Raw genomic sequence first — 26,742 nt, forward strand, 5'->3', positions numbered from 1 at the left:
CAATCTCCTTTGACCGGCGCCAAGGGTGGCCCAAGGCGGCGCGGCGGGCAAGCACGATCTTGCGGAATCAGCCCGCGGCCGCGAGATCCAGCCCGATGCGGTACAACGGCTGCCCCGAGTCGCGGTACTTGCGCTCGAAGGGGGTCAGCGGCGTGACGGCCTCGAAGCCTTCCCAGGCGACCTCGCGCCCGAGCACGAGGCCGAGCGCGAAGGCGAACTCCTCGATGTAGACCTTCCAGTTGCTGCGGCATTCCAGCACGCCACCGAGGCGGGGAATCCACGGGAACACCGGGTGCGCGTGCCAGCGCCGGCCGAGGTGGCCGATCTTGGGCCAGGGGTTGGGATAGAGGAGGTAGTGGCGCGCGAGGCGCAGCCCGGCCTCGTCGAGCAGGCGCCAGAAGTCCACCAGGTCGGCGCGCACGAAGACCATGTTCTTCGGCAACAGCGCCTCGGGATAGGGCTTGCGACGCGCGAGGCGGTCGGCGGACTGGTCGACGCCGATCACCCAGTGGTCGGGAAACTGGCGCGCGATCTGGATGGTGCTGTGGCCGACGCCGCAGCCGGCATCGAGGATCAGCGGCGCACTGCGGCCCCAGCCGGCGAGCGCCTCGGCGAGCGCGGCACGGTTGTAGTCGGTGCAGGGCTTCCGGAAGGGATGCTCGAGGTGCTTGCGCACGCGCTCGGCGAGCGCCTCGTGGACGCCCTGCTGGGCGCTCTGCGGGATGCGGGAGTTGGCGTAGCTCATCGGGCCGCTCTCATCGGTCGGGACTCGTCGGCCGGGGCCCGTCGGCCCGGGCAGATGGCGGGTGGTCGCACGCGGGAATGCCGTGGCGGCGGAGTTCCTCGTTCATGCGCGAGGGGTGGACGACGCGGCGCACCGCCTCGTGCAGCCGGCCCGCCGCGGGGTAGTTGCGCCGCAGCATGCCCAGCCACAGCTTGAGCCGGCCACAGGCATGCACCGGGGCGGCGCGCCCCTGCACGCCCTCCCAGTAGCGCAGGAGGTGCGGGTGCAGTTCGACCCAGTCGCGCTCGTCCGGCTCGGTGCCGCGTTCGCCGCGGATGCGGCGCGCGAGCCAGGGGTCGGAGACCGCGCCGCGGCCGATCATCACATCCTCGGCTGCGGAGACCGCGCGGCAGCGTGCCCAGTCGCGCACGCTCCACACCTCGCCGTTGGCGGTCACCGGCACGCGCACCGCGTCGCCGATGCGCGCCACCCACTCCCAGTGCGCGGGCGCGCGGTAGCCCTGCTCGCGGGTGCGCGCATGGACGACGATGGCCTGCGCGCCACCGTCCGCGAGCGCCTGCGCACAGTCGAGCGCGCGCGAGGGGTCGGCGATGCCCAGGCGCATCTTGGCGCTCACCGGGATGGCTGCGGGCACGGCGGCACGCACTGCGGCGGCGATGTCGTGCAGCAGGCGCGGGCGGTCGAGCAGCATCGCACCGCCACCATGGCGATTGACCACCTTGGCCGGGCAGCCGAAGTTGAGGTCGATGCCGTGCGGGCTCAGCGCGGCCAGGCGCGCAGCGTTCTCCGCGAGCAGGACGGGATCGCTGCCGAGCAGTTGCACCGCCACCGGCGTGCCCGCGGCGGTGCGGCTGCCGGCGAGGATCTCCGGGCAGATGCGCTCGAACATGCGCCGCGGCAGCAGGGTGCCGGAGACGCGGACGAATTCCGACACCGCGAGGTCGTAGCCGCCGATCGCGGTCAGCACGTCGCGAAGCACGAAATCGGCCACGCCCTCCATGGGCGCGAGCAGCAGGCGCACGCTGGAACCTCGTCGGTGATTGATCAGGCGCGCGATTGTACCGGTCGCCGCCCGAAAAACCGTCCCGGCGCACGACAGCAGACGTGTTTTTCCTTGTCAGGACGGGGCGGCTGGCGGATAATCTCGCGCTTTACGACACAGGGCGGTCACAACCTCCGCCCGCAAGATTCAGGAAATCACCATGAAAGCGGACATCCATCCCAAGTACGCCGACGTCAACGTCACCTGCTCGTGCGGCAACACCTTCGTGACCCGTTCGACCCTGGGCAAGCCCCAGTACCACGTCGAGGTGTGCTCGGCCTGCCATCCGTTCTACACCGGCAAGCAAAAGATCGTCGACACCGCCGGCCGCGTCGAGCGCTTCCGCCAGAAGTACGGCAACGTCCAGCGCGCGAGCTGAGCCGTCGCAAAGCCGGGATCCGCACCGCCCCGGGCGGTCGTGGCAGGATTCCGCAGGCACCGAGGAAGGCAGCGCAAGCTGCCTTTTTTATTGCCCCGCCGCCGGCAGGCACCCGCGCCCTCTCCGTCCTGCCCACTCCGCCGCGCTTGGTCCGCGCAGCCACTCCGAAGCACAATGCCCGCATGATCCGCGATCCCGCCACGCCCACCCTGTTCCAGCGCCGCGTCTACGGCACGGTCGGCCTGACCCTGCTGGTCGGCCTGTACCTGCTCGTCGGCCTGACCGCGCACGACCCCTGGCGCGGCGACGACGCGCGCCATTTCGGGCCCGTGCTGGCGATGCTGCGCGGCGAGTCCTGGCTGTTTCCCCTGCTCGCCGGCGAACCCCTGGTGGAGCATCCCCCGCTGTATTACTGGGTCGCCTCGGCCTTCTCCGCGCTCACCGCGGCCTTTCTTCCGGCGCACGCCGGGGCCCGCCTGGCGAGCGCCGTCTTCGTGGCGCTGGCGATCTGGTGGCTGGCGCGCGCGGCCGAATCCCTGCATGGTCGCGCCGCCCGCACGCCCGCCGCGCTGCTCGCGCTCGGCACGCTAGGCCTGGTCCTGCATGCGCACGAGACGCAGCCCCTGCTCGCCCTCTTCGCCATGCTCGCACTGACCCTGTCCGGCCTCGCGGAGTTGCCGACACGCCCGCTCGCCGGGGGCCTGAAGGCGGGCATGGGTAGCGGCCTGGCCTTCCTCTCCGCAGGCTTCGGCGGCCTGTGGATGAGCGCTCCCCTGTTGCCGCTGGCGATGCTGCTGAGCGCCGACTGCCGCAGCCCGCGCGCGAGCGGCGCCGTGCTGCTGGGACTGTGCCTCGCGCTGACCACCGCCGCGCTGTGGCCGCTCGTGCTCCACCTGCAACACCCCGAACTCCTGAGCCTGTGGCTGCGCAACGAGTGGCAGTGGATCGTCGGCCCGATGCTGCGCCCGGCCGAGCTGCCGCGACTGCTCGAGCTCGGCGCCTGGTTCATGTGGCCGCTGTGGCCGCTGGCCTTGTGGGCGCTCTGGCGCGCGCGCCGCCAGCCCGGCGTGCTCGCGATCCTGCTGCCGCTGGCGAGCGCCGGACTGGTGCTGGCCTGGCTGGTGGCGATCGACGATCTCTCGCAGGCCCGGCTGATCCCGCTGGTGCCCGCGCTCGCCCTGCTCGCCGCCGGCGGCGTGGCCAGCCTGCGCCGCGGCGCCGCGAGCGCGCTCGACTGGTTCTCGCTGATGAGCCTGGCCGTCTTCGGCATCCTCGTCTGGCTGGCATGGAGCGCCCAGGTCGCCGGCTGGCCGAGCGGTCTCGCACGCCACGTCGCGCGCAACGCCCCCGGCTTCGTGCCGCCGGACGCCAACCTGCGCCTGCTTGCCGGCGGCGCCATCAGCGTGGTGTGGATCCTCCTCGTCGCCCGCCTGCCCCGGTCGCCCGCACGTGCGCCGGCGAACTGGGCGATCGGCCTGGTGATGCTGTGGAGCCTGGCGGTGGTGTTGCTGATGCCCTGGTTCGACCAGGGACGCAGCTACCGCACGGTGGTGGAATCGCTCGATATCGCGGTGCGCGGCGAGCGCGGCGCACAGGCGAGGGAATGCATCGCCACCACCGGGCTGCCCGACGCGATGAAGCTGTCGATGGACTATTTCGCCGGCCTGCGCGCACGCCCGATCGACGCCGACGCCACACCGTGTGCTCTGCTGCTGGTCCATGTCGAGCGCCGCGGCCGCTCCGCCGCGCTCGCACCCGAATGGGAAACCGTGTGGGAATACCGCCGTGGTGCCGGCAAGCGCGCCGAAACCTTCCGGCTGCTGCGCCGCGCCGGACGCTGAATCGACGCATCCGTGCCGTTGCGGCGAGGTCCTTGCATTCTCGCCGGCCCGAATCGAGACTTGCGTCGCTCCTACCCGCCGTCGAAGCCGCTTCACGCGCCGGTACCCGTCACCTTCCGGAACCCGTAACGCCTTGGCACCGCGTCGCCCCGGGGGCACCCTGTCGGTTTTCGTGGGAGCGACGCAAGTCGCGATCGGACGGTTCAGCTGAGACGGACGTCGAGGGCTAGGAGTCTGCGCGGCAGAAGCCAAGCGTCGGTGAGTTAAGTCCTCGCGGGCGTTTCGGGGCCGGTAGACTGTCGAGATGACGAGCTATCTGTCCTATTGCCCGCAGCAGCAGATGCTGCTGCCCCAGGCGCTGCAGGAGTGGCTACCCGAAGGCCACTTGGCGTACTTCATCAGCGACGCGGTCGACGGGTTGGACCTGAGCGCGTTCCACGCCCGGTATGCCGGTGGCGGACCGCGCAACCAGCCGTTTCATCCGGCCATGATGGTCAAGGTGCTGCTGTATGCGTACGCCACGGGCGTGTTCAGTTCGCGCAAGATCGCGCGCAAGCTGCACGAGGATGTGGCGTTCCGGGTCCTGGCGGCAGACAACTTCCCGGCCCACCGCACGCTGAGCGACTTTCGCGCGGTCCATTTGAAGGAGCTGAGCGAGTTGTTCGTGCAGGTGGTGCGACTGGCCCGCGAGATGGGGCTGGTCAAGCTCGGGACGGTGGCCATCGACGGCACCAAGGTCAAGGCAAACGCCAGCCGCCACAAGGCGATGAGTTACGGCCATATGGTGAAGGCGGAGGCCGAGTTGAAACGGCAGATCGAGGCGCTGCTCAATCGGGCCAAGGCCGCCGACGACGCCGAGCGGAACGAGCCCGAGCTGGATGTGCCGGCCGAGATCGCGCGGCGCGAGGCGCGGCTGACGGCGATTGCTGAAGCCCGGGCGCGGCTCGAGCAGCGCCAGCGCGAGGCCGATCAGGCGCGCGGGCGCAGCGACGATGACGACCGTCGCCCGCGCGGCGGTGACGGCAAACCGAAGGGCGGGCGCTACAAGCGCGACTTTGGAGTGCCCGAGGACAAGGCGCAGGAGAACTTCACGGATCCGGACAGCCGCATCATGAAGCGCGCCGGCGGCGGTTTCGATCCGAGCTACAACGCCCAGACGGCGGTCGACGAGACCGCCCACATCATCGTGGCGGCCGAGCTGACCAACAACGCCAGCGACGCCGGGCAACTGGCGGGGGTACTGCAGGCCGTGCGCGACAACGTCGAACACCGACCGCGCCAGGCGCTGGCCGACACCGGCTACCGCTCGGAGCAAACGTTCCGGGAACTCGACGGGTGCGGGACCGAACTGGTGGTGGCGCTGGGCCGGGAAGGTAAGCGCCGACTCGGCTTCGATCGCGAACGCAATCCGCACACCGCGCAGATGGCCGACAAGCTCGAGAGCGAGGCGGGCAAGAGCGCCTACCGAAAACGGAAATGGATCGCCGAACCGCCCAACGGCTGGATCAAGAACGTGTTGGGATTCCGGCAGTTCAGCCTGCGGGGCCTGGAGCGCGTCAAAGCGGAGTGGAAGCTCGTCTGTATGGCGCTGAACCTGCGCAGGATGAGCACATTGAGGACGGCATGACGGGAAAAGGGGGCAAACCTGTCCCCGTTGCCGTCCGGCATGCGCGCCGCGCCGTCGCAAAGCAACTTGACCACGGCCTCAGTCTCGTGCCGCACCTCGCGGTTCGCCAATCATTCTGCTAGAAAACACGCTCTGGAGTTCTGCCGCGCAGACTCCTAGCGCCTGCGCACGGCCCTCAGCCGTAGATCCTGCACATCCCCGGCAGCGATACCGGGTTGGTGAAATAGCCTAGCACGCTGAAGAACACCGACAGCAGCGCGAGCACGATCAGCCAGCGCCGGTGACGGCTCGCCCAGACGACGAGGCCGCGGACCCGCCCGGCGGGACCGATCCTCATGACGCGCTCCTCGCGCTCAGTCCAGGCGCAGGAAGTGGTCGCGATAGTGGCGCAGCTCGGCGATCGACTCGTGGATGTCGGCGAGCGCGGTGTGGCTGCCCGCCTTCTTGACACCCGCGTAGATCTCCGGACGCCAGCGCCGCGCGAGCTCCTTGAGCGTGGACACGTCGAGGTTGCGGTAATGGAACCAGGCCTCGAGTTCCGGCATCCAGCGCGCGAGGAACCTGCGGTCCTGGCACACCGAATTGCCGCACATCGGCGAGGTGCGCGCGGGCACATGCGCGCGCAGGAAGGCCAGCACCTGCGCCTCGGCATCGGCCTCCGACATCGTGGAGGCGCGCACCCGAGCGGTGAGCCCGGACTTGCCATGGGTATTGCGGTTCCACTCGTCCATGCCGTCGAGCACGCTGTCGGGCTGATGCACGGCGATCACCGGCGCCTCGGCGATCACTTCGAGCGCCTCGTCGGTGAGCACGATCGCGATCTCGATGATGCGGTCACGATCGGGTTCGAGGCCGGTCATCTCCATGTCCAGCCATATCAGCGTCTTCGGGTCCTGTGCCATAATCCGTCCGCCCTTTTCCGGGGCCTTCCTGCGAAACAATGAGGGCGCGATTGTGTCATAGATCGCGTACGTTGCCGGCCTCGGCCAGCAGCGATCGCGCCAGCCTGTCACGGACAGCAGCGCATGGCCGGTCGGGTCGCACACCTGCCCGCAGCCCTACCTCCATCCACCGCCCGCGCTTCGCAATGACCGATCCCGCCCCATTCATGCTGTCGCCCTTCGGCCTGCCGCCTCTTTCTATCCTGTTCCTGGCCTTCCTGGTCGCCGGTACCGTGCTCGGCCTCGGTCTGCTGCATCGCCACGCCCACCACGTGCGCCGCCATCGCGACGCGGTGCCGCAGCCCTTCGCCGGCTCGATCCCCCTGCATTCGCACCAGCGTGCCGCCGACTACACCGTCGCGCGCGCGCGCCTGTCCGCCTTCCACGCCGCGGCCAACGCCGGCTTCGTGCTCGCGCTCACGCTCGGCGGCGGGCTGCAGGCGTTGCACGACGCCTGGGCGGACGTGCTGCCCGCCGGCGGGCTCGCCCACGGCGTCGCGCTGCTCGCCAGCCTGGGCGTGCTCGGCTGGCTGTTCGAACTACCCTTCGCGCTGCTGCGCACCTTCGGCATCGAGAAGACCTTCGGCTTCAACCGCATGACGCCGCGCCTCTACCTCGCCGACACCGTGCGCGAGGCCGCGCTCGCCGCGCTGATCGGGCTGCCGCTGCTCGCCGCGGTGCTGTGGCTGACGCTGGCGACGGGCGCGCTGTGGTGGGCCTGGGTGTGGGCGTTCTGGCTCGGCTTCAACCTGCTCGCGATGGTGATCTGGCCGACCTTCATCGCGCCGCTGTTCAACAAGTTCACCCCGCTCGCCGACGCCACGCTGAAGGCGCGCGTCGAGGCCCTGCTCGCGCGCTGCGGCTTTCGCGCCAAGGGCCTGTTCGTGATGGACGGCTCGCGCCGCTCGGCACACGGCAACGCCTACTTCACCGGGCTGGGCGCGGCCAAGCGCATCGTGTTCTTCGACACCCTGCTCGACAAGCTCGATGCCGACGAGGTCGAGGCGGTGCTCGCGCACGAGCTCGGCCACTTCCACCACCGCCACCTGCTGCGCCGGCTGGCGGTGCTCGCACCGGCCAGCCTGGGCGTGCTCGCCTTGCTCGGCTGGCTCGCCCAGCAGCCCTGGTTCTTCTCCGGGCTGGGCATGCACAGCGCCGACCTGGCGAGCGCGCTCGCCCTGTTCACGCTGGTACTGCCGGTGTTCAGCTTCCCGCTCGCGCCGCTCGCGAGCCACTGGTCGCGCAAGCACGAGTTCGAGGCCGACGCCTACGCCGCCCGCCAGGCCGACGCCGGCAAGCTGGTGAGCGCGCTGGTCAAGCTCTACCGCGACAACGCCTCCACGCTGACGCCCGACCCGCTGTACTCGCGCTTCCACGACTCGCATCCGCCCGCCGCGCTGCGCATCGCGCGCCTGCAGGCGCTGCAACGGTGAGCGGCATGCGCAAGCGCACCCACGCCGGCGCGATCGCCGAAGCCCGCATCGACGGCGTGGTAGTGGCCGCCTTCGGCCGCCACTACGAGGTCGACACCGCGCGCGGGCGCCTGCAGTGCTATCCGCGCGGCAAGAAGAGCAGCTACGCCTGCGGCGACGAGGTCGAGCTCGTGCCCGGCGGCGACGGCCAGGGCGTGATCGAGACCCTGCATCCGCGCCGCAACCTGCTGTGGCGCTCGGATGCCTTCCGCGAGAAGCTGATCGCCTCCAACCTCAGCCATCTGGTGATCGTGGTCGCCACCGAGCCCGGTTTCTCCGACCTGCTGGTGTCGCGCTGCATCGCCGCGGCCGAGAGCCAGGGCATCGTGCCGCTGATCGTGCTCAACAAGGCCGACCTCGCCGCGCGCCTCGAGGCCGCCCGCCATCAGCTCGAGCCCTTCCGCAAGCTCGGCTACGAGGTCGTCGAGGTGTCCGCGCTGCAGGGCGCGGATGCACTGCGCGCTCGCCTGGCCGGCCTGCAGGCGATCTTCGTGGGCCAGTCGGGCATGGGCAAATCGACCCTGACCAACGCCATCGTGCCGGAGGCCCAGGCCGCCACCCGCGAGATCTCGGACGCGCTCGACTCGGGCAAGCACACCACGACCTTCGCACGGCTGTACCACCTGCCGGTGACCGCCGACGAAGCCCGCGGCGGCTGGCTGATCGACAGCCCCGGCCTGCAGGTGTTCGGGCTCGCCCACCTGGCGGCGGAGGACCTCGCCGAGACCTTCGTCGAGCTGCGCCCGCACCTGGGGCGCTGCCGCTTCCGTGACTGCCGCCACGACAGCGAGCCGGGTTGCGCGCTGCTCGGAGCACTCGAAGCCGGCGCCATCCACCCGCGGCGCTGGGAGCATTTCCGCGCCATCCGCAGCGAGATCGCCGAGGCGCGACGGCTCAATCCGGGCTGGTAGGCGACGCCCGCCCGACGCGCCTGCACGCGCAACTCAGGCGCCGGCGAGCAGAAATTCCCGCACCGTGGCGATCTGCGCCGCATCCATCAGCATCGGCGCGTGCCCCACGCCGGGGAACTCCACCGTCTGCGCCCTCGGCCCGCGCGCGCCCATCGCCGCGAAGGTGGCCGGCTCCAGCAGGTCGGACTCTGCGCCGCGCAGCGCCAGGGTCGGGCAACGGATCGCTTCATATACCGGCCACAGGTCGATATCGACCGGCACCGGATTGAGCCGGAAGACTTCGCCCAGGCCGGGGTCGTACACCATCGCGTAGCCCCCTTCGGCGTCATCCATGCGACGCACCGAATATTCCGTGAGGTGGCGCCACTGCGCGTCGGTGAGCGCGCCGAAGGGCGCGCCGACCTCGCGGATGTAGGCCTCGGCCGCCGCGGGGTCGGCAAAGCGCGGCGCGCGTCCGACGTACTGGCCGATGCGACGCAGGGATGCTGCGGTGATCACCGGACCGACGTCGTTCAAGACCAGCCGGGTGATCGGCGTGCCGGCCAGGCTCGCGAGCAGCATGCCGATGATGCCGCCCATCGAGGTGCCGACCCAGTGCACCTCCTCGACGTCGAGGCGGGCGATCAGGGTGACCATATCGGCGACGTAGACCGGGAAGCCGTAGTCCGCCTTGTCCGTCAGCCAGTCGCTGCGACCGCGCCCGACCACGTCCGGGCAGACGACGCGGTACTCGCCGGCGAGCGCGCGCGCGAGATCGTCGAAGTCGCGGCCGTTGCGGGTGAGACCGTGGACACAGACCAGCACGCGCCGATTCGTCGGCTCGCCCCATTCGGTGTAGGCCACGCGGTGCAGGCCGTGCGGCCCGCTGCACAGCACATGCCGGGCGCGCGGCTGGAGCAGCGGTTGCGCGGCGCGCACACGCTCCGGCTCCACCGCGGCACGCTCGGCCGGGGTCGTCGGTGCGGACGGGCTGAAGAACTTCTTGAGCGAATCGAGCAGGGACATGAGGGGCGGGCACTCGGAACGGGTTTCGGGTCGCTGCAAGTCTAGCCCGAAGCGGCGGATCCGGGACACAAGCCCGCCGCCCTCAGCGACCGTGCCAGTAGCGCGGCTGCATCTCGCGCTCGGCGTTCACCTGGACGCCCTCCTCCGGCGCCGCCGCGAAGTCGATCCGGATCGCACCCTGCGCATCGGTGCGCCAATTGCGTGCCCCTGCCTCCGCCCAGCGTGCCCACACCTCGGGGTGGGGATGGCCGAAGCTGTTGCGGCTGCCGGCGGAGTGGACCGCGTGTTCCGGGAGGGTCGCGTCGACGAAGGCGGCCGAGGACGACGAGCGGCTGCCATGGTGGGCGCTGACCACGACCGCGGCGGAAAGGCTTGCCGGTGGCTGGCGGGCGATCAGCTTGGCCTCGGCGGCGGTGCCGATGTCGCCGGTCAGCAGCAGCGCGCCGGCGGCGCCAACGACGCGCAGCACGCAGGAGGCGTCGTTGTCGTGCGGACTTGCGCCCGCGCCTGCCGGCTCCTCGCTCGGCGCGCGCACGGGCGCCGGATGCAGAATCTCGAAGCGCACGCCATCGCGCTCCCATGCGGGCACGCGTGCGCAGTCCGCCGGCTCGCGCCCGTGCGCCAGACGGGCCGCCCAGGCTGCGCGTTCGCGCGCATGGACGGCCTGTCCGGCCAGCACCGTGCCCACCGGCAGGCCGGCGAGCAGCGAGGCCGCGCCGCCCACATGATCGGAATCCGGATGCGACAGCACCACCCGATCCAGCCAGCGCACGCCGGCCGCGCGCAGCCAGGGCAGGACCACCCGCTCGCCGGCATCGGACTCGCTGCCGAAGGGTGGCCCGCTGTCGTAGAGGAGGTCATGCGCACGCGTCTGCACATGCACCGCGAGACCCTGGCCGACGTCCAGCACCCAGGCGCGGAAACCGCCCTCCTGCGGGCGCACCGGCTGCCAGGACAGCAGCGCCGCGAGCAATGCCGGTGCCGCCAACCGCCCCGGGCTTGCGCGCGGCAGCAGCAGGATCGCCACGGCGGCGAGCGCACCGCCGAAAAGCCACGGCGGCGGCGCCGCGCGCTCGATCATCGCCCTCTCGAGCGCTGCAAGCGGCGCAAGGAAATCCATCATCCACCCCGCGGCGAAGTCGGCCGGCACGAGCAGCAAGGGGATCGGCCAGGGGATCGCGAGCAGCACCAGCGGCGTGACGACGAAGCTCACCAGCGGAATCGCCACCAGGTTGGCGAGCGGCGACAGCAACGGAACCGCCTGGAACTGCGCAAGCAGCAGCGGCACCAGCGCGAAGCTGATCGCGAGCTGCACGCGCAGCGCGGCGCGCCAGCCGGCCGACGGTGCGACACGGCCGCCGAGCACGGCGAGGATCACCGCCACCGCACCAAAGGACAGCCAGAAGCCGGCCGACAGCACCGCCCAGGGATCGACCACCAGCACCACGAGCAATGCAATCGCGAGTACGCGCGAGGGCGGTATGCGCCGCCCGCCGATCAGCGCCAGCGCGCCCACCAGCAGCATCAGCCAGGCGCGCAGCACCGGAACGCCCATGCCGGCCAGCAAGGCATAGGCGGTGGCCCCGGCCAGCCCGCCGAGCGCGTGCACCTGCTGCACCGGAACACGCAGCACCAGCGCCGGCTGCCGGCGCCACGCCGCGCCGGCGAGACCGCCGCAGAACATCGCCACCAGCGCCACGTGCAGGCCCGAGATGGACACCAGGTGGGCGACGCCGGTGCGGCGGAAGATCTCCCACTGCCCGGCATCGATGCCTTGTTGATCGCCGACCGCGAGCGCCACCAACAGGCCGGCGTGCGCCCCGTCGGGCAGGGCGGCGAGCATGCGCTCGCGCACCGTCGCGCGCACGCGATGGACGTGCTGCATCCAGGTGGCGGGAAGCTCGTCTAGGAGCCGCCCCGTCCCCCGCACGCTGCCAGTGGCGCGGACCCCGCGCTCGAGCAACCAGGCCTCGTAGTCGAAGCCGGAGGGATTGGCGAAACCGTGGGGCCGCCACAGACGCACGGTCAGCGCCCAGCGCTCGCCCGGACGGGGCATCGCCAGCGGCAGGGGGCTCGCGGAATCGGCCTCGGCGTCGAGCTTGGCCTCGACAGCGGTGCGTTCGGGACGCCAGGCCAGCTGCACGAGTCCCGGCACGCCGGGCGTGTCGGGCTCGACCGCGAAGTCGAAGCGCCAGCCGGACCCGCTCGCGCGTGGCAACCCGGCCACCCTGCCCCGCAGCTGCAACTCGACACCGTCGAGGGTGCCGGCGAGCTCGTCGCTCAGCCGGACCTCGGCCCGCCACGCCGCCCAGCCCGCGCCGGCGGCGAGCGCACCGAGTGCGGCCAGGGCGATGGGGATCCAGCGCCCAGCCCGAGCCGCCGACCCGCGGCCCCACGCCAACACCAACGCCAGCCGCAAGCCGAGCGCAGCGACGAGGCCGAGCGCCGCCGCGGCCACGACGCCATCGAGCGCAGCCGACCGCTGGACGAGGACGGTGCCGGCGAGGAAGGCGAGAGCGATGATGCGCATGGCATCGAGTATGCCTCAGGCATTCCCGGAAGGGCGGGCGCCGTGATCGCCGGCCGCCCTTCCGCCCTCGACGGACGATCGCGGCCCGGGCCGCCGCGTCGAGGATGGCCGCGCATGCCACGACGCGATGGGCCGGGCTCCTGCTAGACTCGCCCACGCGGACCTGAACCATGCGCAAGCTCTTCAAACGCTTCCTCCCCGACCACCGCAGCGTCAGCGAGAACCGCTGGCTGCGGCCGTTCGCGTCCACCTTGCTGCATCCGCGCCTGTGGCACCTGAACCGCCATTCGGCGGCCGGGGCGGTGGCGGTGGGGATGTTCTGCGGCCTCATTCCCGGCCCCTTCCAGATGCCGAGCGCGGCGCTGTTTTGCGTGCTCTTCAGGGTCAACCTGCCGCTGGCGCTGATCACCACGCTCTACAGCAACCCGCTCACCATCGTCCCCCTCTACGTCGCGGCATTCGCGATCGGGAGCCTGATGTCGGGAAATGGTGCAGTTGCGTTCATCCCGCCGCCGGACTTCGCCGGCTTCGATCCACTGCAGTGGGCGGCCGACCTCGCAGCCTGGGCGGGCGAGCTGGGCCGCCCGCTGGTGGTCGGCCTGATCGTGCTCGCGGCAAGCCTGTCGATGGTGTCGTATCTGGCGGTGCGCTGGGGCTGGCGGCTGTGGCTGATCCGCCAGTGGCGGCAGCGACGGCAACGGCGATAAGCGGGCGCAGCGTCCGGTCCGCAAGATTCGAGCCCTGCGCGCGGCACGGCCTTCGCATCGCCGCAGGGCTCATGGAGAATCGATCGCGGCACCGCTGCGATCGCAGCGGGCACCGCGAACACTTCAGACGCGGAAGCGGCTGGCCTGCTCGCGCAGGGTCCCGGCGAGCTGCTCCAGCGTCTCGGCGGTGGCCGCGGTCTCGCGCACGGTCACGCTGTTGTGCTCGGTCATGTCGGCGATGCGCTCGATGTTGCGCGCGATGTCGTTGCTCGCCAGGCTCTGCTCGTGCAGGGCGGTGGAGATCTCGCGCACCGCGGTGAGCACCTGGTCGGCGCCCGCGCTGATCTGCGCCATCGAGGAGCCGGCGCGGTTGCTCATCTCCACGCCGTCGCGCACGCGCTGCACGCCCTGCTGCATGGTGTCGACCGCGCGCTCGGTGCCCTGCTGGATCGCCGCCACCATGCCGCCGATCTCGCGCGTGGCGAGCGAGGTGCGCTCGGCGAGCTTGCGCACCTCGTCGGCCACCACCGCGAAGCCGCGCCCGGTCTCGCCCGCACGGGCGGCCTCGATCGCGGCGTTGAGCGCGAGCAGGTTGGTCTGGTCGGCGATGTCGCGGATCGAGTCGACGATCGCGTTGATCTGGCGCGACTTCTCGCCGAGCTCGCGGATGGCCTCGCTCGACAGATCCACCGCCTCGGCGATGCGCTCCATCTCGGCCACCGACTGCTCCATGACCGAGCGCCCCTCCTGCGAGAGCCGGCCCGAATCCTCGGCAAGCTGCTGCGCGGTCGAGGCGTGGTGGGCGATGCCGTCGACCCCGCGCGTCATCTCCTCGACCGCTGCGGCCACGCTGGAGGCAGCGTCGCTCTGCGTCTCGGAGCCCTCCAGCACGCGACGCGCGGAGGCCGACATCTCGGTGGCGGCGCCGCCGACGTGGGCGGCACCGGTCTGGATGTCGCGGATGAGGCCGGCGACGTGATCGGCCATCGAATTGAACTGGCGCGCCACCTCGGCGAGCTCGTCGCGCGCCGAGAACTGCACGCGGCTGCGATAGTCGCCCGCGGCGAAGCCCTGCGCGCCGGCCGAGAGCTCGCGCACCGAGCGCACGATGGCGAGATAGATGCCGATGAAGAGATAGCCTGCGAGCAGCATGCCGACCGCCGAAATCGCCACCTGGGTCTGCAGGCGCTGGTTCAGGCGGTCGCGGCGCGCCTCGAGCAGGCGGCCGACCTCGGGGCGCAGCACCTGGTCGAAGTTGCGTACCGCGGTGTCGATCGCGCCGGTGACCAGTTCGAAGAAGGCCGCCGAGCTCAGGCCGAAGCGCTGGTCGAGAAGCTCCTTCCCCGTAGCCTCACGCACCCGCGCGACACCCTCGGAGATTTCGCGGCCCATGCCGTCGACGCTAGCGGCGAGGCTGGCGTTGGCCGCCGCGGTGCGGCGCAGGCGCTCCAGCACCGCAGACTCGGCGCGGCCGATCTCGGCGAGCAGCGCGACCAGGGCGTGCTCGTCGCTGCGCGCAAGCTCGCGGCGGGCGCTCAGCGCCGTGCCGCGAGCGCGCAGTTGACCGAGCCGCTCGCTGAGTTCAGGCAGCGCGCCGAGCAGCGGCGCGAGCAGGTTGGAACTCGCCGGCTCGGGGTCGAGCGACAGCCCGGAGGCGTCGCCGAGCTCGCCGAGCCAGCGCATGAGTCCGGCGATCGTCTCGGTGTGCAGGCGGAAATTCTCCGCGCCTGCCATGGAGAGCCCGCTGTCGGCGAGGCGTACCAGCGCCGCCCGCTGCATCTGCCAGCCCGCGCGCAAGCCCGACCAGCCGGCATCGCCGTCGATTGCCGCGTCGAGTGCGCCGAGCGCGGCACGCAACTCCGCCGCCTTCGCCTCGCGCTTGGGCGCCAGCTCGCTGCTGCCCCCCAGCACACCGGCGGACAGGCCGCGGTGCTGCTGCGTCTTGAGGATCACGCCGAAGCCCGCGTCGAACAGCTGCAGGCCGGCGATCTCGCGTTCGGTCACGCGGATCTCTTCGCGCAGGCTGGTGAAGATCTGCGCGAGCAGGATCACCGAGGCGACGGCACAGACGAGGATGATGAGCCCGAACTTGAGCGGATAGCTCAGGCGGTCGAGCAGGCGGACGGCAGGCTGGAAGAGGATTTTCATGGCTCGATTCCCGGCGCGGGGCCGGACAGGATGGTCTTCGAGCCTGTATACGGTCGTTTCCGGTAGAACTTGACCCATCCCGGGGCGTTGCCGCGGGATTTCTTCCTCAAGCGCCGAGCCGGCCGTCCACCAGGCGGAGCGTGCGTTGCGCGCGCGCGGCCAGGGTCTCGTCGTGGGTGACGATGACGAAGCTGGTCGCCAGGCGCTCGTTGAGCGAAAGCATGAGATCGAACACCGCACCGGCTGTGCGGCGGTCGAGGTTGCCGGTGGGCTCGTCTGCGAGCACGCAGGCGGGCTGCGTGACGAGCGCGCGCGCGATCGCGGCGCGCTGGCGTTCGCCGCCGGAGAGCTCGCCCGGAGCGTGGTCGAGGCGATGGCCGAGGCCGACCTCGCGCAGCATCTGCGCGGCACGCTCGTCCGCCTCGGCACGCGCGACGCGGCGGATGTAGAGCGGCATCGCGACGTTCTCGAGCGCCGAGAACTCCGGCAGCAGGTGATGGAACTGATACACGAAGCCGAGCGAGGCGTTGCGCAGGCGTCCGCGCGCGGCCTCCGACATGGTCGAGAAGTCCTGCCCCATCAACCGCACCCTGCCCGCGCTGGGCACGTCGAGTCCGCCGAGCAGGTGCATCAGGGTGCTCTTGCCCGAGCCGGACGAGCCCACGATCGCGACGCGCTCGCCACGCCGCACCTCGAGCTCGACGCCGTCGAGCACGCGCACCGCCTCCGCGCCCTCGCGAAACTGTTTGGACAGCCCGGTGCAGGCGACGACCACGGGTTGCGCGCCGGTATCCAGGGTTTCATTCATAGCGCAGCGCCTCCGCAGGATTCACCTTCGAGGCGCGCCAGCTCGGGTAGAGCGCGGCCACCAGGGTCAGCACGAAGGAAACGGTGACGATGGTGCTCACGTCCGAGCCCAGGACCTTCGAAGGCAGCTCGTTGATGTAATAGATTTCCTTGTTCCACAGCGTCGCCCCGGTGAGCGTCTCGAGCGCGGGGATCACCACGTCGAGGTTGTGCGCGATCGCCAGCCCGCCGGCCACGCCCGCGGCCAGGCCCACCAGGCCGATCACCGAGCCCTGCAGCACGAAGATCGCCATGATCGAGACCGGGCTCGCGCCCAGCGTGCGCAGGATGGCGATGTCGGCGTACTTCTCCTGCACCGCCATCACCAGCGTGGAGACGATGTTGAAGGCTGCGACCGCCACGATCAGGAAGAGGATCAGCGTCATCATGGTCTTCTCGAGCGCGACCGCGCGGAAGAAGTTGGCGTGGCTGCGCGTCCAGTCGGCGACGACCAAACCCGGCTCGCTGATCGTCATCGCCAGCTCGCGCGCCACCCGCGGCGCGGCGAAGAGGTCGTCGAGCTTCAGGCGCACGCCGCTCACCGCGTCGCCCAGCCGGTACAGCGCCTGGGCGTCGGCGATGTGCACGAGCGCGAGGCTGGAGTCGTACTCGTACATGCCGGCCTCGAAGATGCCCACCACCTCGAACTGCTTGACGCGCGGCAGCACCGCCGCCGGCGTCACCAGGCCCTGCGGCGCGATCAGCGTGACCTTATCGCCCAGGCGCACGCGCAGCGCGGCGGCGAGGTCGCGTCCGAGCACGATGCCGAAGCGGCCCGCCTGCAGTGCATCGAAGCTGCCGGCCTGCATGTAGCGGCCGAAATCGGCGACCTTGTCCTCCGCGGACGGGATCACCCCGCGCACCAGCGTTCCGCGCACGCCCTCGTCGAAGGAGAGCATGCCCTGCTCCTGCACGTAGGGCGCCGCGGCGCGCACCGAGGGGTTGCGCAGCGACTCGTCGGCGACCTGCTGCCAGGCCATGAGCCCGCCCTCCGGGCTCTGCACCTGCACGTGCGAGGCGACACCGAGGATGCGGGTGCGCAACTCCTCCTGGAAGCCGTTCATCACCGAAAGCACCACGATCAGCGCCGCGACGCCCAGCGCGATGCCGAACATCGATACCAGGGAGATGAAGGAGATGAAGCGGTTGCGCCCCTGGGCGCGCTTGCGCGAGCGGGTGTAGCGCAGGCCGACGAGGATTTCGTATGGCATTGCTTGCTGTCGACGATGGCCGGGAAGGACAAGGGCGGCATTGTGCCCGCTGGCGGTCGCGCGCGCGACCTCGAAACGCATGCGGATGTAAGCCCGGCCGCGGCGGCGGTCCCACCTGCGGGCTGGCCGCTCCGCACGATTCGTGGAACACTCGCGAACAGGCCACCCCCTCACCCCTCCCGCCCATGACACAGGACGCAGGATCCGCGCAAGTTCGCGCCGCCGCCATGCTCGACCGCAGCACGGCCGCCTGGCTCGCGCTCATCCTGGGCCTGCTCCTGACGGCGGTGCTGTGGAGATACGTCGACGCCCATCTCGAGGAGCGGACGCGCGACCGCTTCACCACGCACGCCACGCTGGCCCGCGACAACCTGCTCTCGCGCGTGCAGGCCTACGAGCAGGTGCTGCATGGCGGCGCCGCGCTGTTCGCCGCGAGCGACCACGTCGGCCGGTCCGAGTGGGCGGCCTATGTCGCAGCCCTCCACCTCGAGCGCTCGCTGCCCGGTATCCAGGGCACCGGCTTCACCCTCATGCTGCTCCCGGCGCAGCTGGAGGCCCACGTCGCGGCGGTGCGCGCCGAAGGCTTCCCCGACTACACGGTACATCCGCCCGGGTATCGCGACCGCTACAGCAGCATCGTCTTCCTGGAGCCCTTCGACGGGCGCAACCGGCGCGCCTTCGGCTACGACATGTATTCCGAGCCGGTGCGCCGCGAGGCCATGGAACGCGCGCGCGACACGGGAGTGGCCGCGCTCAGCGGCAGGGTCACCCTGGTTCAGGAGTTCGGCACCGAGGTGCAGCCCGGCTTCCTGATCTACCTGCCCGTGTACGCGAAGGCCATGCCGGTCGCGAGCGTGGAGCAGCGCCGCGCCGCCTTGCTGGGCTACGTCTACGCGCCGTTCCGCGCGTACGACATGATGCAGGCCATCTTCCGCGACGACCTGCGCGACGCCGACATCGAACTGCACGACCTGCACGAATCGCCGCAGACCCTGCTCTACGCCTCGGCCGAGCGCAATGCCGCCGCGCACTACGTCGTCACCCACGCGGTCGAGGTCGCAGGGCGCGAATGGGTGGTCCGCTTCAGCAGCACACCGGCCTTCGAGGCCGACCACGCGAGCGCGGAACCCGCCCTGATCCTCTACGGTGGCAGCGCTCTCAGCCTGATGCTGTTCGCGGTGATGCACAGCAACGCCCGCCACCGCCGCCGCATGCGTGCCGCCGCGTCGCACCTGGCGCACAGCCGCGACGAGTTCCGCACCCTGGTCGAGAACGTGCCCGGCGTCGTCTTCCGCTGCCAGATCGAACCGCCCTGGAGGGTGATGCACATCAGCCGCGGGATCACCGCGCTCACCGGGGCGACACCCGAGGATTTCATGTCCGGTCGATTGTCGTTCGGAGACTTCATCCTGCATGAGGACGTCCCCACGATCGTCGCCGCGATCGAGAGCGCACGCATCAGTCACACCAACTACGAGGTGGAATACCGCATGCGCGGGCGCGACCGGCGCGTCCATTGGGTCAGCGAGCGCGGCCGCGTGGCGGTCGACGCCGATGATGAACCGCTCCGGCTCGACGGGGTGATCATCGACATCACCGAACGCAAGGCCGCCGAGGAAGCGATCCGCAATCTCGCCTTCGTCGACACGCTGACCCAGCTCCCCAACCGCCGTTTCCTGCTCGACCGCCTGCGCCAGGGCCTGGCCAACGCGCGCCGCCACGGCCGCCACGGGGCGCTGCTGTTCATCGATATCGACCACTTCAAGCGCGTAAACGACACCTACGGCCACGAGGCCGGCGACCAGCTGCTGTGCGAGATCGCGGCGCGCCTGCGCCAGGTGGTGCGCGAGGGCGACACCGTGGCGCGCCTCGGTGGAGACGAGTTCGTGGTGATGCTGGAGGATCTGGGCGACGCCACAGCCGAGACGGGCGAAAAGGCAGCCCTGATCGCCGGCAACATCCTCGCCGCACTCAACGAGCCATATGCAATCGGGAAAGTGCGTCATCACAGCACGCCCAGCATCGGCATCGCCTGCTTCGACGGCGGCGAGCAGCGCGCCGAAGAACTGCTGCGGCGGGCCGACGAGGCGATGTACCGCGCCAAGGCCGGCGGACGCAACCGGCTCGAGACGCTGAACGCCTCCTAGGCCCCGCGCCTCGCCCGCGATTTCGCGCAACCACCCGGCTTGCGCCCGCCCCCGGCCTTCGCCGCCACCAGCCGTGCCGGCTGCTGGCGCGGCACCAGGCAGTGCGGACCGTTGCCGATCAGCTCGGCGCGCCCCATCTCGATCAGCGCCTCGCGCAGGATCGCCCAGTTCTCCGGGTCGTGCCAGCGCAGGAAAGCCTTGTGCAGCTTGCGGACCCTGCCGGCGCGGGCGGTCTCCACGACCTCCGAATCCGCCGAGACTTTCTTCAGCGGGTTCTTGCGCGAGTGGTACATCGTCGTTGCCAGCGCCATCGGCGTGGGCAGGAAGGTCTGCACCTGGTCGAGGCGGAAGTCGTGCTTCTTCAGCCACAGCGCGAGGTTCAGCATGTCCTCGTCGGTGCAGCCGGGGTGGGCGGCGATGAAGTAGGGCACCAGGTGCTGCTTCTTGCCCGCCTGCGCCGAGAACGTCTCGAACATGCGGCGGAACTCCTCGTAGGCGCCGATGCCCGGCTTCATCATCTTCGCGAGGGCGTTTTCCTCGGTGTGCTCGGGCGCGATCTTGAGCAGGCCGCTGACGTGATGGGTGACGAGTTCCTTGACGTACTCCGGCGAGCGCACCGCGAGGTCGTAGCGCAGGCCCGAGCCGATGGTGATGCGCTTGATCCCCGGCACCGCCCTCGCCTTGCGGTAGAGCTCGACGAGCGAAGAATGATCGGTGTCCAGGTTCTCGCAGATGCCCGGATACACGCACGACAGGCGGCGGCAGTTCTGCTCGATCGCCTTGCTCTTGCACGCCATGCGGTACATGTTGGCGGTGGGTCCGCCGAGGTCGGTGATGTGGCCCTTGAAGTCGGGGGACTTGTCGCGGATCTCCTCGATCTCGTGAATGATCGAGTCGTGCGAGCGGCTCTGGATGATGCGGCCCTCGTGCTCGGTGATCGAGCAGAAGGTACAGCCGCCGAAGCAGCCGCGCATGATGTTGATCGAGAACTTGATCATGTCCCAGGCCGGAATGCGCGCATCGCCGTAGGACGGATGCGGCGCGCGGGCGAAGGGGCGGCCGTAGACGAAGTCCATTTCCGGCGTGGTCAGCGGCAGCGGCGGCGGGTTGATCCAGACGTCGCGTGCGCCGGGGCCTTCACCATGACGCTGGACCAGCGCGCGGGCGTTGCCCGGGTTGGATTCGAGGTGGAACACGCGCGAGGCGTGGGCGTACAGCACCGGATCGTCCTTCACCTGCTCGTAGGACGGCAGGCGGATCAGCGTGCGCCCGCGCTGGGCGCGGCGCGCCGCCACGCGCTCGGCCGCCGGCACGATGCGCACCGGCTGGGCGCCGTCGGCGGCGGGCTCTGCGGCGGTCGCCGCCGGCGCCATCGCGTAGGGGTCGGGATGGGCGTCGATGCGGCCGGGCTTGTCGAGCGCGAGCGAATCGATCTCGACCCAGGGCTCGCCATCTCCCCCATCCGGCAGCCAGCCCGGCTTGACCATGCAGGCGGTGCCGCGCAGGTCGCGGATCGCCGCGATCGGCTCGCCCGCCGCCAGGCGGTGGGTCAGCGCCACCAGGGCGCGCTCGGCGTTGCCGAACAGCAGCAGGTCGGCCTTGGAGTCGGCCAGCACCGAGCGCCGCACCTTGTCCGACCAGTAATCGTAGTGGGCGATGCGGCGCAGGCTGGCCTCGATGCTGCCGATGACGACGTTGGCGTCGGGAAAGGCTTCGCGCGCGCGCTGGGCGTAGACGGTGACGGCGCGATCGGGCCGGCGGCCGGCTTCGGCATGCGGCGTGTAAGCGTCTTCGGAGCGGATCTTGCGGTCGGAGGTGTAGCGGTTGACCAGCGAGTCCATGTTGCCGGCGGTGATGCCGAAATACAGGCGCGGCTTGCCGAGGGCGCGGAAGGGCTCGGCCGAGTGCCAGTCGGGCTGGCTGAGGATGCCGACGCGAAAGCCGTGGGCCTCGAGCAGGCGCCCGACCAGGGCCATGCCGAAGCTGGGGTGGTCGATGTAGGCATCGCCGGTGACGAGGATGACGTCGCAGGCGTCCCAGCCGAGCGCGTCCATCTCGGCGCGCGACATCGGCAGGAAGGGCGCGGCGCGGTAGCCGGGCACGGCACGGCCGAGGATCTCGGAGGGGCCGGCCGCGGGCGCGGAAAACATCGGTGCGTTCATGGACGCCATTGTATCGGCGCCGGCCAGCGCGGGGCCGTCCCCCGGCAAATTCTGCAAGGCCTTGAAAGGGCAGGCATCCACTGCCGTGCGCCGGGCCATCTGTGCGGATCGGATATGTTTGGCTCTGTAACTGTTTTGACTGCCCGAAGACGCTGAGAATTCTCCCTGTTCTCGATTCCGCACCGGGCCGGTCGCAAGCCCGGGACGAGCGCGCGGCGGCCGGTCGCGGGCCGCCTATCACCGACCGACCGCCAGCCTGCAAGCACATCCCTCGTTGAAAACGGAGCACAGCAATATGAGCCAGAAGCACACCACGCCGCACAGCGGACTGCCGGACGACAGCCGCCGCCGGTTCTTGAACAAGGTGGCCTTTACCGGCCTCGCCGGGGCGGGGATTTCGTTCGGGCTGGCGGCGTGCAAGGACGACACCGCGGCCAGCGCGGTCGCGGCGACGACGGCGCACGCGGACACGTCCGGCGCCCACGGCGGCGACTATTCGGTCGCGCCCGGCCAACTGGACACCTACTACATGTTCTCCAGCGCCGGCCACGCCGGCGACGTGCGCGTGTTCGGCCTGCCCTCGGGGCGGGAGTTCAAGCGCATCCCGGTGTTCAACATCGACTGCATGATCGGCTGGGGGATCACCAACGAATCGAAGGCGATCATCGGCACGAATCCGGATGGCTCGCTGAAGTACCACACCGGCGACACCCACCATCTGCACCCGTCGTACACCGACGGCACCTACGACGGCCGCTACCTGTTCGTGAACGACAAGCTCAACTGCCGCTTGGCGCGCGTTCGGCTGGACACGATGGAGTGCGACAAGATCACCCAGCTGCCGAACATTCAGGGCTTTCACGGCACCTTCCCGGACAAGCGCGATCCGGTGGATCCGGCGATCAACCGCAGCACGCGTGTGTTCTGCGGCGCGGAATTCTCCATCCCGCTGCCGAACGTCGGTGTCGGCATCGAGGACGAAGCGAAGTACCGTTCGCTGTTCAGCTGCGTCGACGTGGAATCGATGGAAGTGCGCTGGCAGGTGCTGATCGACGGCAACTGCGAGCTCGTCGCCTCCTCCTACGACGGCAAGCTCGCCGCCACCACCCAGTACAACACCGAGATGGGCGCCAAGTATGAAGACATGATGTCCGCCGAATGGGACTCATGCCTGTTCTTCAACATCGCCCGCATCGAGCAGGCCGTCAGGGACGGCAAGTTCAAGACCTACGGCGACTCCAAGGTGCCGGTCGTCGACGGTACCCAGGCCGCTAACGCCGACCCGAAGACCGCCCTCACCTGCTATGTGCCCGTCCCCAAGAACCCGCATGGTGTCAATATCAGCCCGGACGGCAAGTACTACGCCTGCGCCGGCAAGCTCTCCCCCTCCGCAAGCCTGATCGCCCACGAGAAGGTGCTGCAGTGGTTCGACGGCAATCTGAAGGAGCCCCGCGAGGCGGTGGTCGCCGAACCCGAGATCGGCCTCGGCCCGCTGCATACCGCCTTCGACGGCCGCGGCAACGCCTACACCACGCTCTTCCTCGACAGCCAGATCGTCAAGTGGAGCATCGACGGCGCGATCAAGTCCTATCAGGGCGACAAGAGCGTGACCGTCGTCGTCGATCGCCTCGACGTCCATTACCAGCCCGGCCACGGCTTTACCTCGATGGGCGAAACCCGCGACTGCGACGGCAAGTTCCTAGTCTCGGACAACAAGTTCTCCAAGGACCGTTTCCTCCCGGTCGGCCCGCTGCACCCCGAGACCTCACAGCTGATCGACATCAGCGGCGAAAAGATGAAGCTCGTGCACGACAACCCGGTGTCATCGGAGCCGCACGACTCCATCATCATCCGCCGCGACATCATCAAGCCGAAACAGATCTACGAGCTCGACCAGTTCCCGAACGCCGTGCGCGGCCCCCAGGAGTCGGGCGTGTTCCGCGATGGCAACAAGGTTACGGTGAAGCTCGTCAGCCAGGCGCCCGCCTTCAGCCTGCGCGAGTTCAAGCTCAGGAAGGGCGATGAGGTCACGATCGTGCTCACCAACCTCGACAAGATCGAGGATCTGACCCACGGCTTCGCGATCGAGCGCTACAACATCAACTTCATCGTCAATCCGCAGGAAACCAAGTCGGTGACCTTCAAGGCCGACAAGGCAGGCGTGTTCTGGTGCTACTGCACCCACTTCTGCCACGCCCTGCACATGGAGATGCGCTCGCGCATGATCGTCGAAGCGTGAGTGCCACGTAGGCGCGGTCCGTCGGACACCGCGGGTACCGACGGACCGCGCCGCCTGCGGGCAAGGTGCGCCCGTCTTCCCAGGACAAAAGGCTTTTTCATGACCGCCGGCGAACCCCGTTTCGGATGGACGGATTGCTTCCACGCTTTCCCTGTTGCTGCAATGAGATTTCTTCGTGCGGTCTGCAACGCCTGGCTCGCCGCTTTCATGCTGTTCGGCCCTTCATCCGTCATGGCTAGCGCCTACGAGGCCAAACTGCCACCGGAGCTGAACACCGCTCCCGCGCTGTGCGACTACGTACCCTGTGGCGAAGTCCTGCCCGGCGCCACGCACTTCTCCGAACGCAAGGGCCAGCCGCGCTACGTCGAGGGCTATGCGGATGAAAACGGCACGCGCAAGCTGCTCGGCTACGTGATGCTGTCGACCGACATCACCGACACCCCGGCCTACTCGGGCAAGCCGGTGGTCACGCTGATCGGCATGAACACCGAAGGCCGCTTCGTCGGCGTCAAGATCCTCAAGCACTCCGAGCCGATCCTGCTGCTCGGCATTCCCGAATCGTCCCTGATCAAGTTCAACGAGCAGTACCTGGGCAAGTTCGTCGGCGACAACATCGAGATCGGCCGCTCCCGCCCCGAAGAAGAGATCATCGGCCTCGACGCCATCTCCGGCGCCACCGTCACCGTCATCGCCCAGAACCAGGTGATGATGGCCTCGGGCGCCGCGGTCGCCCGCCAGGTCGGCATCCTCGAGCCGACCATCCGCCCGCAGGCGAAGCTCAAGGATGCCGGACGCGCGCTCGACTGGGCCGCGCTGGTCGACGAAGGCGCCGTCCAGCGCCTCACCGTCCGGCCCGAGCAGGTCGGTCTCGAACGCAGCGCGACGCCGTTCATCGAGCTCTGGTTCGGCTACCTGAACCATCCGGAAATCGGCCGTGCGATCCTCGGCGAAGCCGGCTGGCGCGCGCTGATGTCGCGCCTGGCCGAAGGCGAGCACGCCCTCTTCGTGATCCGAACCGGCGGCCGGGAGTCGTTCAAGGGCTCGGGCTTCGTGCGCGGCGGCATCTACGACCGCGTCCAGATCCGCCAGGGCCAGGACGCGTTCACCTTCCGCGACCTCGACTACCTCAACCTCTACGGCGTCAGCGCCGCCGGTGCCCCCGCCTTCACCGAGTCGGGCATCTTCATCGTGCGCTCTGCGGCCTTCTCCGGCGCCTTCCCGTGGAAGTTCATCTTCCTCGGCAACCGCGTCGACCGCGAGACCGGCGCGCGCACCTTCGTGAACTTCGACACCGAATACTGGCTCGCCGACCGCTACCTGGAAGGCGGCCGCCCCGAAGTGAACAAACCCGATGCCCCCTGGGTGCGGGTATGGAAGACGCGCGCGGTGGAAATCGCCCTGTTCGCCGCCCTGCTCGTGGCGGTCGCCGCCATCTATGCGAACCGCGACACGCTCACCCGGCGCTCGACGCGCAAGAACAAATGGCCGGTCAACGTCTTCAAGTACGGCGCCTGGATCATCAGCATCGGCTTCGTCGGCTTCGGCCTGCTCGCCCAGCCCTCGATCACGCAGGTGCTGACCTGGTTCCACTCGCTGCTGTTCCAGTGGCAGTGGGAACTGTTCCTGACCGACCCCTTCATCTTCCTGTTCTGGATCTTCATCATCGTCACCGTGTTCGTCTGGGGCCGCGGCCTGTTCTGCGGCTGGCTGTGCCCGTTCGGCTCGCTGTCGGAGATGATCTACAAGGTCGCGCGCGCAATCGGCCTGCAGCGCTTCCAGTTCGCACTGCCGATGAAATGGCACAACCGCCTGAAATGGGTCAAGTACGGCGTGTTCTTCGGCCTGCTCGCGGTGTCGGTGTTCTCGATCGGCCTGGCGGAGAAGCTCGCCGAAGTCGAGCCCTTCAAGACCACCTTCCTCGTCGGCCTGTTCAACCGCAGCTGGCCGTACACCCTGTTCGCCGCCGGCCTGCTCGGCCTGTCGATCTTCATCGAGCGCCCGTTCTGCAAGTATCTGTGCCCGCTCGGCGCCGCGCTGGCGATGCCCTCGACCTTCCGCTGGTTCGGTCTGCGCCGCAAGCAGGAATGCGACAGCTGCAAGGCTTGCGCGAAGGGCTGCGGCTCGCTCGCGATCGACGACAAGGGCCGCATCGACCACCGCGAATGCATGCTGTGCATGGACTGCATGGTGCTGTACACCGACAACCATGTCTGCCCGCCGCTGGCCGACGAGCGCAAGCGCCGCGCCAAGGCCGGCCAGTCGCTGACGCCGATCGGCGCCGACGGCTACTACATCCCGATCACGCCCGTGCCCGCGCGGGCACCGAAAGCCTGATCCGGCAAGGAGAGAATCATGGTCGATCCGCGCATGCTGACCGAACCGGTCCACCCCCCGTACGCAGCCGAAGGCAGCCTGCTCAAGCGGCTCGCCGCCGAGGCCTGGGACCACCTGTGGCCATGGAGTCGAACCGGCTTCCAGCGCCAGCGTGCGGTGCAGGCCGCGAGCCTGGCGCTGGCCGCGGCGGCGAGCGTGGCCTGGATCCTCGCGGCGATGGGCCAGCTCAGCGCCGGCGCCATCATCGGCTGGTGGTTCGGCTGGAGCGTGTTCGAAGTGCTGGTGCGCCTGGGCGCCAAGCCCTACGTCAAGGAAGGCCCGTGGTGGGGGCGGCACTACCGCCGCGCCGGCCGCATGGACATGGTGTGCTACGTCGGCTTCAAGAACCTGCTGATCGGCGCCGCCCTGTTCATCGGGCTGAAATCGGCCGGCCTGCTGCTGCTCTGAGCCCGGCG

At 69.8% G+C, this 26,742-nt stretch carries 20 protein-coding genes; 10 read left to right on the forward strand and 10 right to left on the reverse strand.

Annotation, left to right across the window (positions count from 1 at the left end; translation table 11 throughout):
* Positions 1-67: 67 nt before the first annotated feature.
* Both trmB and PO78_RS04245 read right to left on the reverse strand, forming a co-directional pair.
* Positions 68-745 carry a tRNA (guanine(46)-N(7))-methyltransferase TrmB gene (gene trmB, locus PO78_RS04240; protein WP_004301267.1) on the reverse strand — a complete coding sequence of 226 codons (678 nt, stop codon included), beginning with the start codon at positions 743-745 and terminating at the stop codon, positions 68-70.
* A gap of 10 nt (positions 746-755) precedes the next feature.
* Complete coding sequence (locus tag PO78_RS04245; protein ID WP_043742246.1) at positions 756-1,766, reverse strand: tRNA dihydrouridine synthase; 1,011 nt, start codon at positions 1,764-1,766, stop codon at positions 756-758.
* A 181-nt stretch (positions 1,767-1,947) separates the two neighbouring features.
* Between PO78_RS04245 and rpmE the strand changes: the two genes are divergently transcribed.
* From rpmE to PO78_RS04260, 3 genes are all read left to right on the forward strand, one after another.
* Positions 1,948-2,166 carry a 50S ribosomal protein L31 gene (gene rpmE / locus PO78_RS04250; RefSeq protein WP_004301272.1) on the forward strand — a complete coding sequence of 73 codons (219 nt, stop codon included), beginning with the start codon at positions 1,948-1,950 and terminating at the stop codon, positions 2,164-2,166.
* A 182-nt stretch (positions 2,167-2,348) separates the two neighbouring features.
* On the forward strand, positions 2,349-4,007 hold the full coding sequence (locus PO78_RS04255) for an ArnT family glycosyltransferase (RefSeq protein WP_004301274.1): 1,659 nt from the start codon (positions 2,349-2,351) through the stop codon (positions 4,005-4,007).
* A 304-nt stretch (positions 4,008-4,311) separates the two neighbouring features.
* Entirely contained in the window at positions 4,312-5,634 is a 1,323-nt protein-coding gene (locus PO78_RS04260) for an IS1182 family transposase (protein WP_043742249.1), read from the forward strand.
* Between the two features lie 175 nt (positions 5,635-5,809).
* Here the strand turns inward: PO78_RS04260 and PO78_RS23130 are convergent, their stop codons facing one another.
* Entirely contained in the window at positions 5,810-5,971 is a 162-nt protein-coding gene (locus PO78_RS23130; protein ID WP_197068729.1) for a hypothetical protein, read from the reverse strand.
* Positions 5,972-5,987: 16 nt separating this feature from the next.
* On the reverse strand, positions 5,988-6,536 hold the full coding sequence (orn, locus tag PO78_RS04265) for an oligoribonuclease (protein ID WP_004301277.1): 549 nt from the start codon (positions 6,534-6,536) through the stop codon (positions 5,988-5,990).
* A 185-nt stretch (positions 6,537-6,721) separates the two neighbouring features.
* On the opposite strand from orn, the gene PO78_RS04270 reads away from it, so the two are divergent.
* Both PO78_RS04270 and rsgA read left to right on the forward strand, forming a co-directional pair.
* The gene (locus PO78_RS04270) at positions 6,722-8,008 is read left to right on the forward strand and encodes a M48 family metallopeptidase (protein WP_043742252.1); all 1,287 of its coding nucleotides are present in this window, start codon (positions 6,722-6,724) and stop codon (positions 8,006-8,008) included.
* A gap of 5 nt (positions 8,009-8,013) precedes the next feature.
* Positions 8,014-8,958, forward strand: a complete 945-nt coding sequence (gene rsgA, locus PO78_RS04275) for a ribosome small subunit-dependent GTPase A (protein WP_012585307.1) — start codon at positions 8,014-8,016, stop codon at positions 8,956-8,958.
* A gap of 33 nt (positions 8,959-8,991) precedes the next feature.
* On the opposite strand, the gene PO78_RS04280 is transcribed toward rsgA, so the two are convergent.
* Together PO78_RS04280 and PO78_RS04285 are read right to left on the reverse strand one after the other, a co-directional pair.
* Entirely contained in the window at positions 8,992-9,963 is a 972-nt protein-coding gene (locus PO78_RS04280; protein WP_012585306.1) for an alpha/beta fold hydrolase, read from the reverse strand.
* A gap of 82 nt (positions 9,964-10,045) precedes the next feature.
* Positions 10,046-12,493: a DNA internalization-related competence protein ComEC/Rec2 gene (locus tag PO78_RS04285; protein WP_043742255.1), complete on the reverse strand. Its 2,448-nt coding sequence runs from the start codon at positions 12,491-12,493 to the stop codon at positions 10,046-10,048.
* A 170-nt stretch (positions 12,494-12,663) separates the two neighbouring features.
* Here PO78_RS04285 and PO78_RS04290 point away from each other — a divergent pair, with 170 nt between their 5' ends.
* On the forward strand, positions 12,664-13,200 hold the full coding sequence (locus PO78_RS04290) for a DUF2062 domain-containing protein (protein WP_004301288.1): 537 nt from the start codon (positions 12,664-12,666) through the stop codon (positions 13,198-13,200).
* 123 nt (positions 13,201-13,323) lie between these two features.
* On the opposite strand, the gene PO78_RS04295 is transcribed toward PO78_RS04290, so the two are convergent.
* The 3 genes from PO78_RS04295 to PO78_RS04305 form a co-directional block, all read right to left on the reverse strand.
* On the reverse strand, positions 13,324-15,348 hold the full coding sequence (locus tag PO78_RS04295) for a methyl-accepting chemotaxis protein (RefSeq protein ID WP_012585304.1): 2,025 nt from the start codon (positions 15,346-15,348) through the stop codon (positions 13,324-13,326).
* Positions 15,349-15,454: 106 nt separating this feature from the next.
* Positions 15,455-16,156, reverse strand: coding sequence for a lipoprotein-releasing ABC transporter ATP-binding protein LolD (gene lolD, locus PO78_RS04300; RefSeq protein ID WP_004325086.1), 702 nt, complete (start codon positions 16,154-16,156; stop codon positions 15,455-15,457).
* Positions 16,149-17,405 (reverse strand): lipoprotein-releasing ABC transporter permease subunit, encoded by a 1,257-nt coding sequence (locus tag PO78_RS04305; RefSeq protein WP_043742259.1) that lies wholly within the window; start codon positions 17,403-17,405, stop codon positions 16,149-16,151. Before PO78_RS04305 ends, lolD begins: the two co-directional genes overlap by 8 nt.
* 227 nt (positions 17,406-17,632) lie before the next feature.
* On the opposite strand from PO78_RS04305, the gene PO78_RS04310 reads away from it, so the two are divergent.
* Positions 17,633-19,552: a CHASE domain-containing protein gene (locus PO78_RS04310; protein WP_082047688.1), complete on the forward strand. Its 1,920-nt coding sequence runs from the start codon at positions 17,633-17,635 to the stop codon at positions 19,550-19,552.
* Here the strand turns inward: PO78_RS04310 and PO78_RS04315 are convergent.
* Positions 19,549-21,621, reverse strand: coding sequence for a YgiQ family radical SAM protein (locus PO78_RS04315; protein ID WP_043742463.1), 2,073 nt, complete (start codon positions 21,619-21,621; stop codon positions 19,549-19,551). The genes PO78_RS04310 and PO78_RS04315 overlap by 4 nt on opposite strands.
* Positions 21,622-22,009: 388 nt before the next feature.
* Between PO78_RS04315 and nosZ the strand changes: the two genes are divergently transcribed.
* The 3 genes from nosZ (at position 22,010) to PO78_RS04330 (ending at position 26,734) form a co-directional block, all read left to right on the forward strand.
* Positions 22,010-23,953, forward strand: coding sequence for a TAT-dependent nitrous-oxide reductase (gene nosZ / locus PO78_RS04320; RefSeq protein WP_043742265.1), 1,944 nt, complete (start codon positions 22,010-22,012; stop codon positions 23,951-23,953).
* Positions 23,954-24,160: 207 nt separating this feature from the next.
* Positions 24,161-26,287 carry a 4Fe-4S binding protein gene (locus PO78_RS04325; RefSeq protein ID WP_443080467.1) on the forward strand — a complete coding sequence of 709 codons (2,127 nt, stop codon included), beginning with the start codon at positions 24,161-24,163 and terminating at the stop codon, positions 26,285-26,287.
* A gap of 18 nt (positions 26,288-26,305) precedes the next feature.
* On the forward strand, positions 26,306-26,734 hold the full coding sequence (locus tag PO78_RS04330; RefSeq protein ID WP_043742271.1) for a hypothetical protein: 429 nt from the start codon (positions 26,306-26,308) through the stop codon (positions 26,732-26,734).
* The last annotated feature ends 8 nt before the right edge of the window (positions 26,735-26,742 follow it).

This window comes from Thauera sp. SWB20 (genome assembly GCF_000831325.1).
In the GTDB taxonomy this organism is placed as follows: domain Bacteria; phylum Pseudomonadota; class Gammaproteobacteria; order Burkholderiales; family Rhodocyclaceae; genus Thauera; species Thauera aminoaromatica.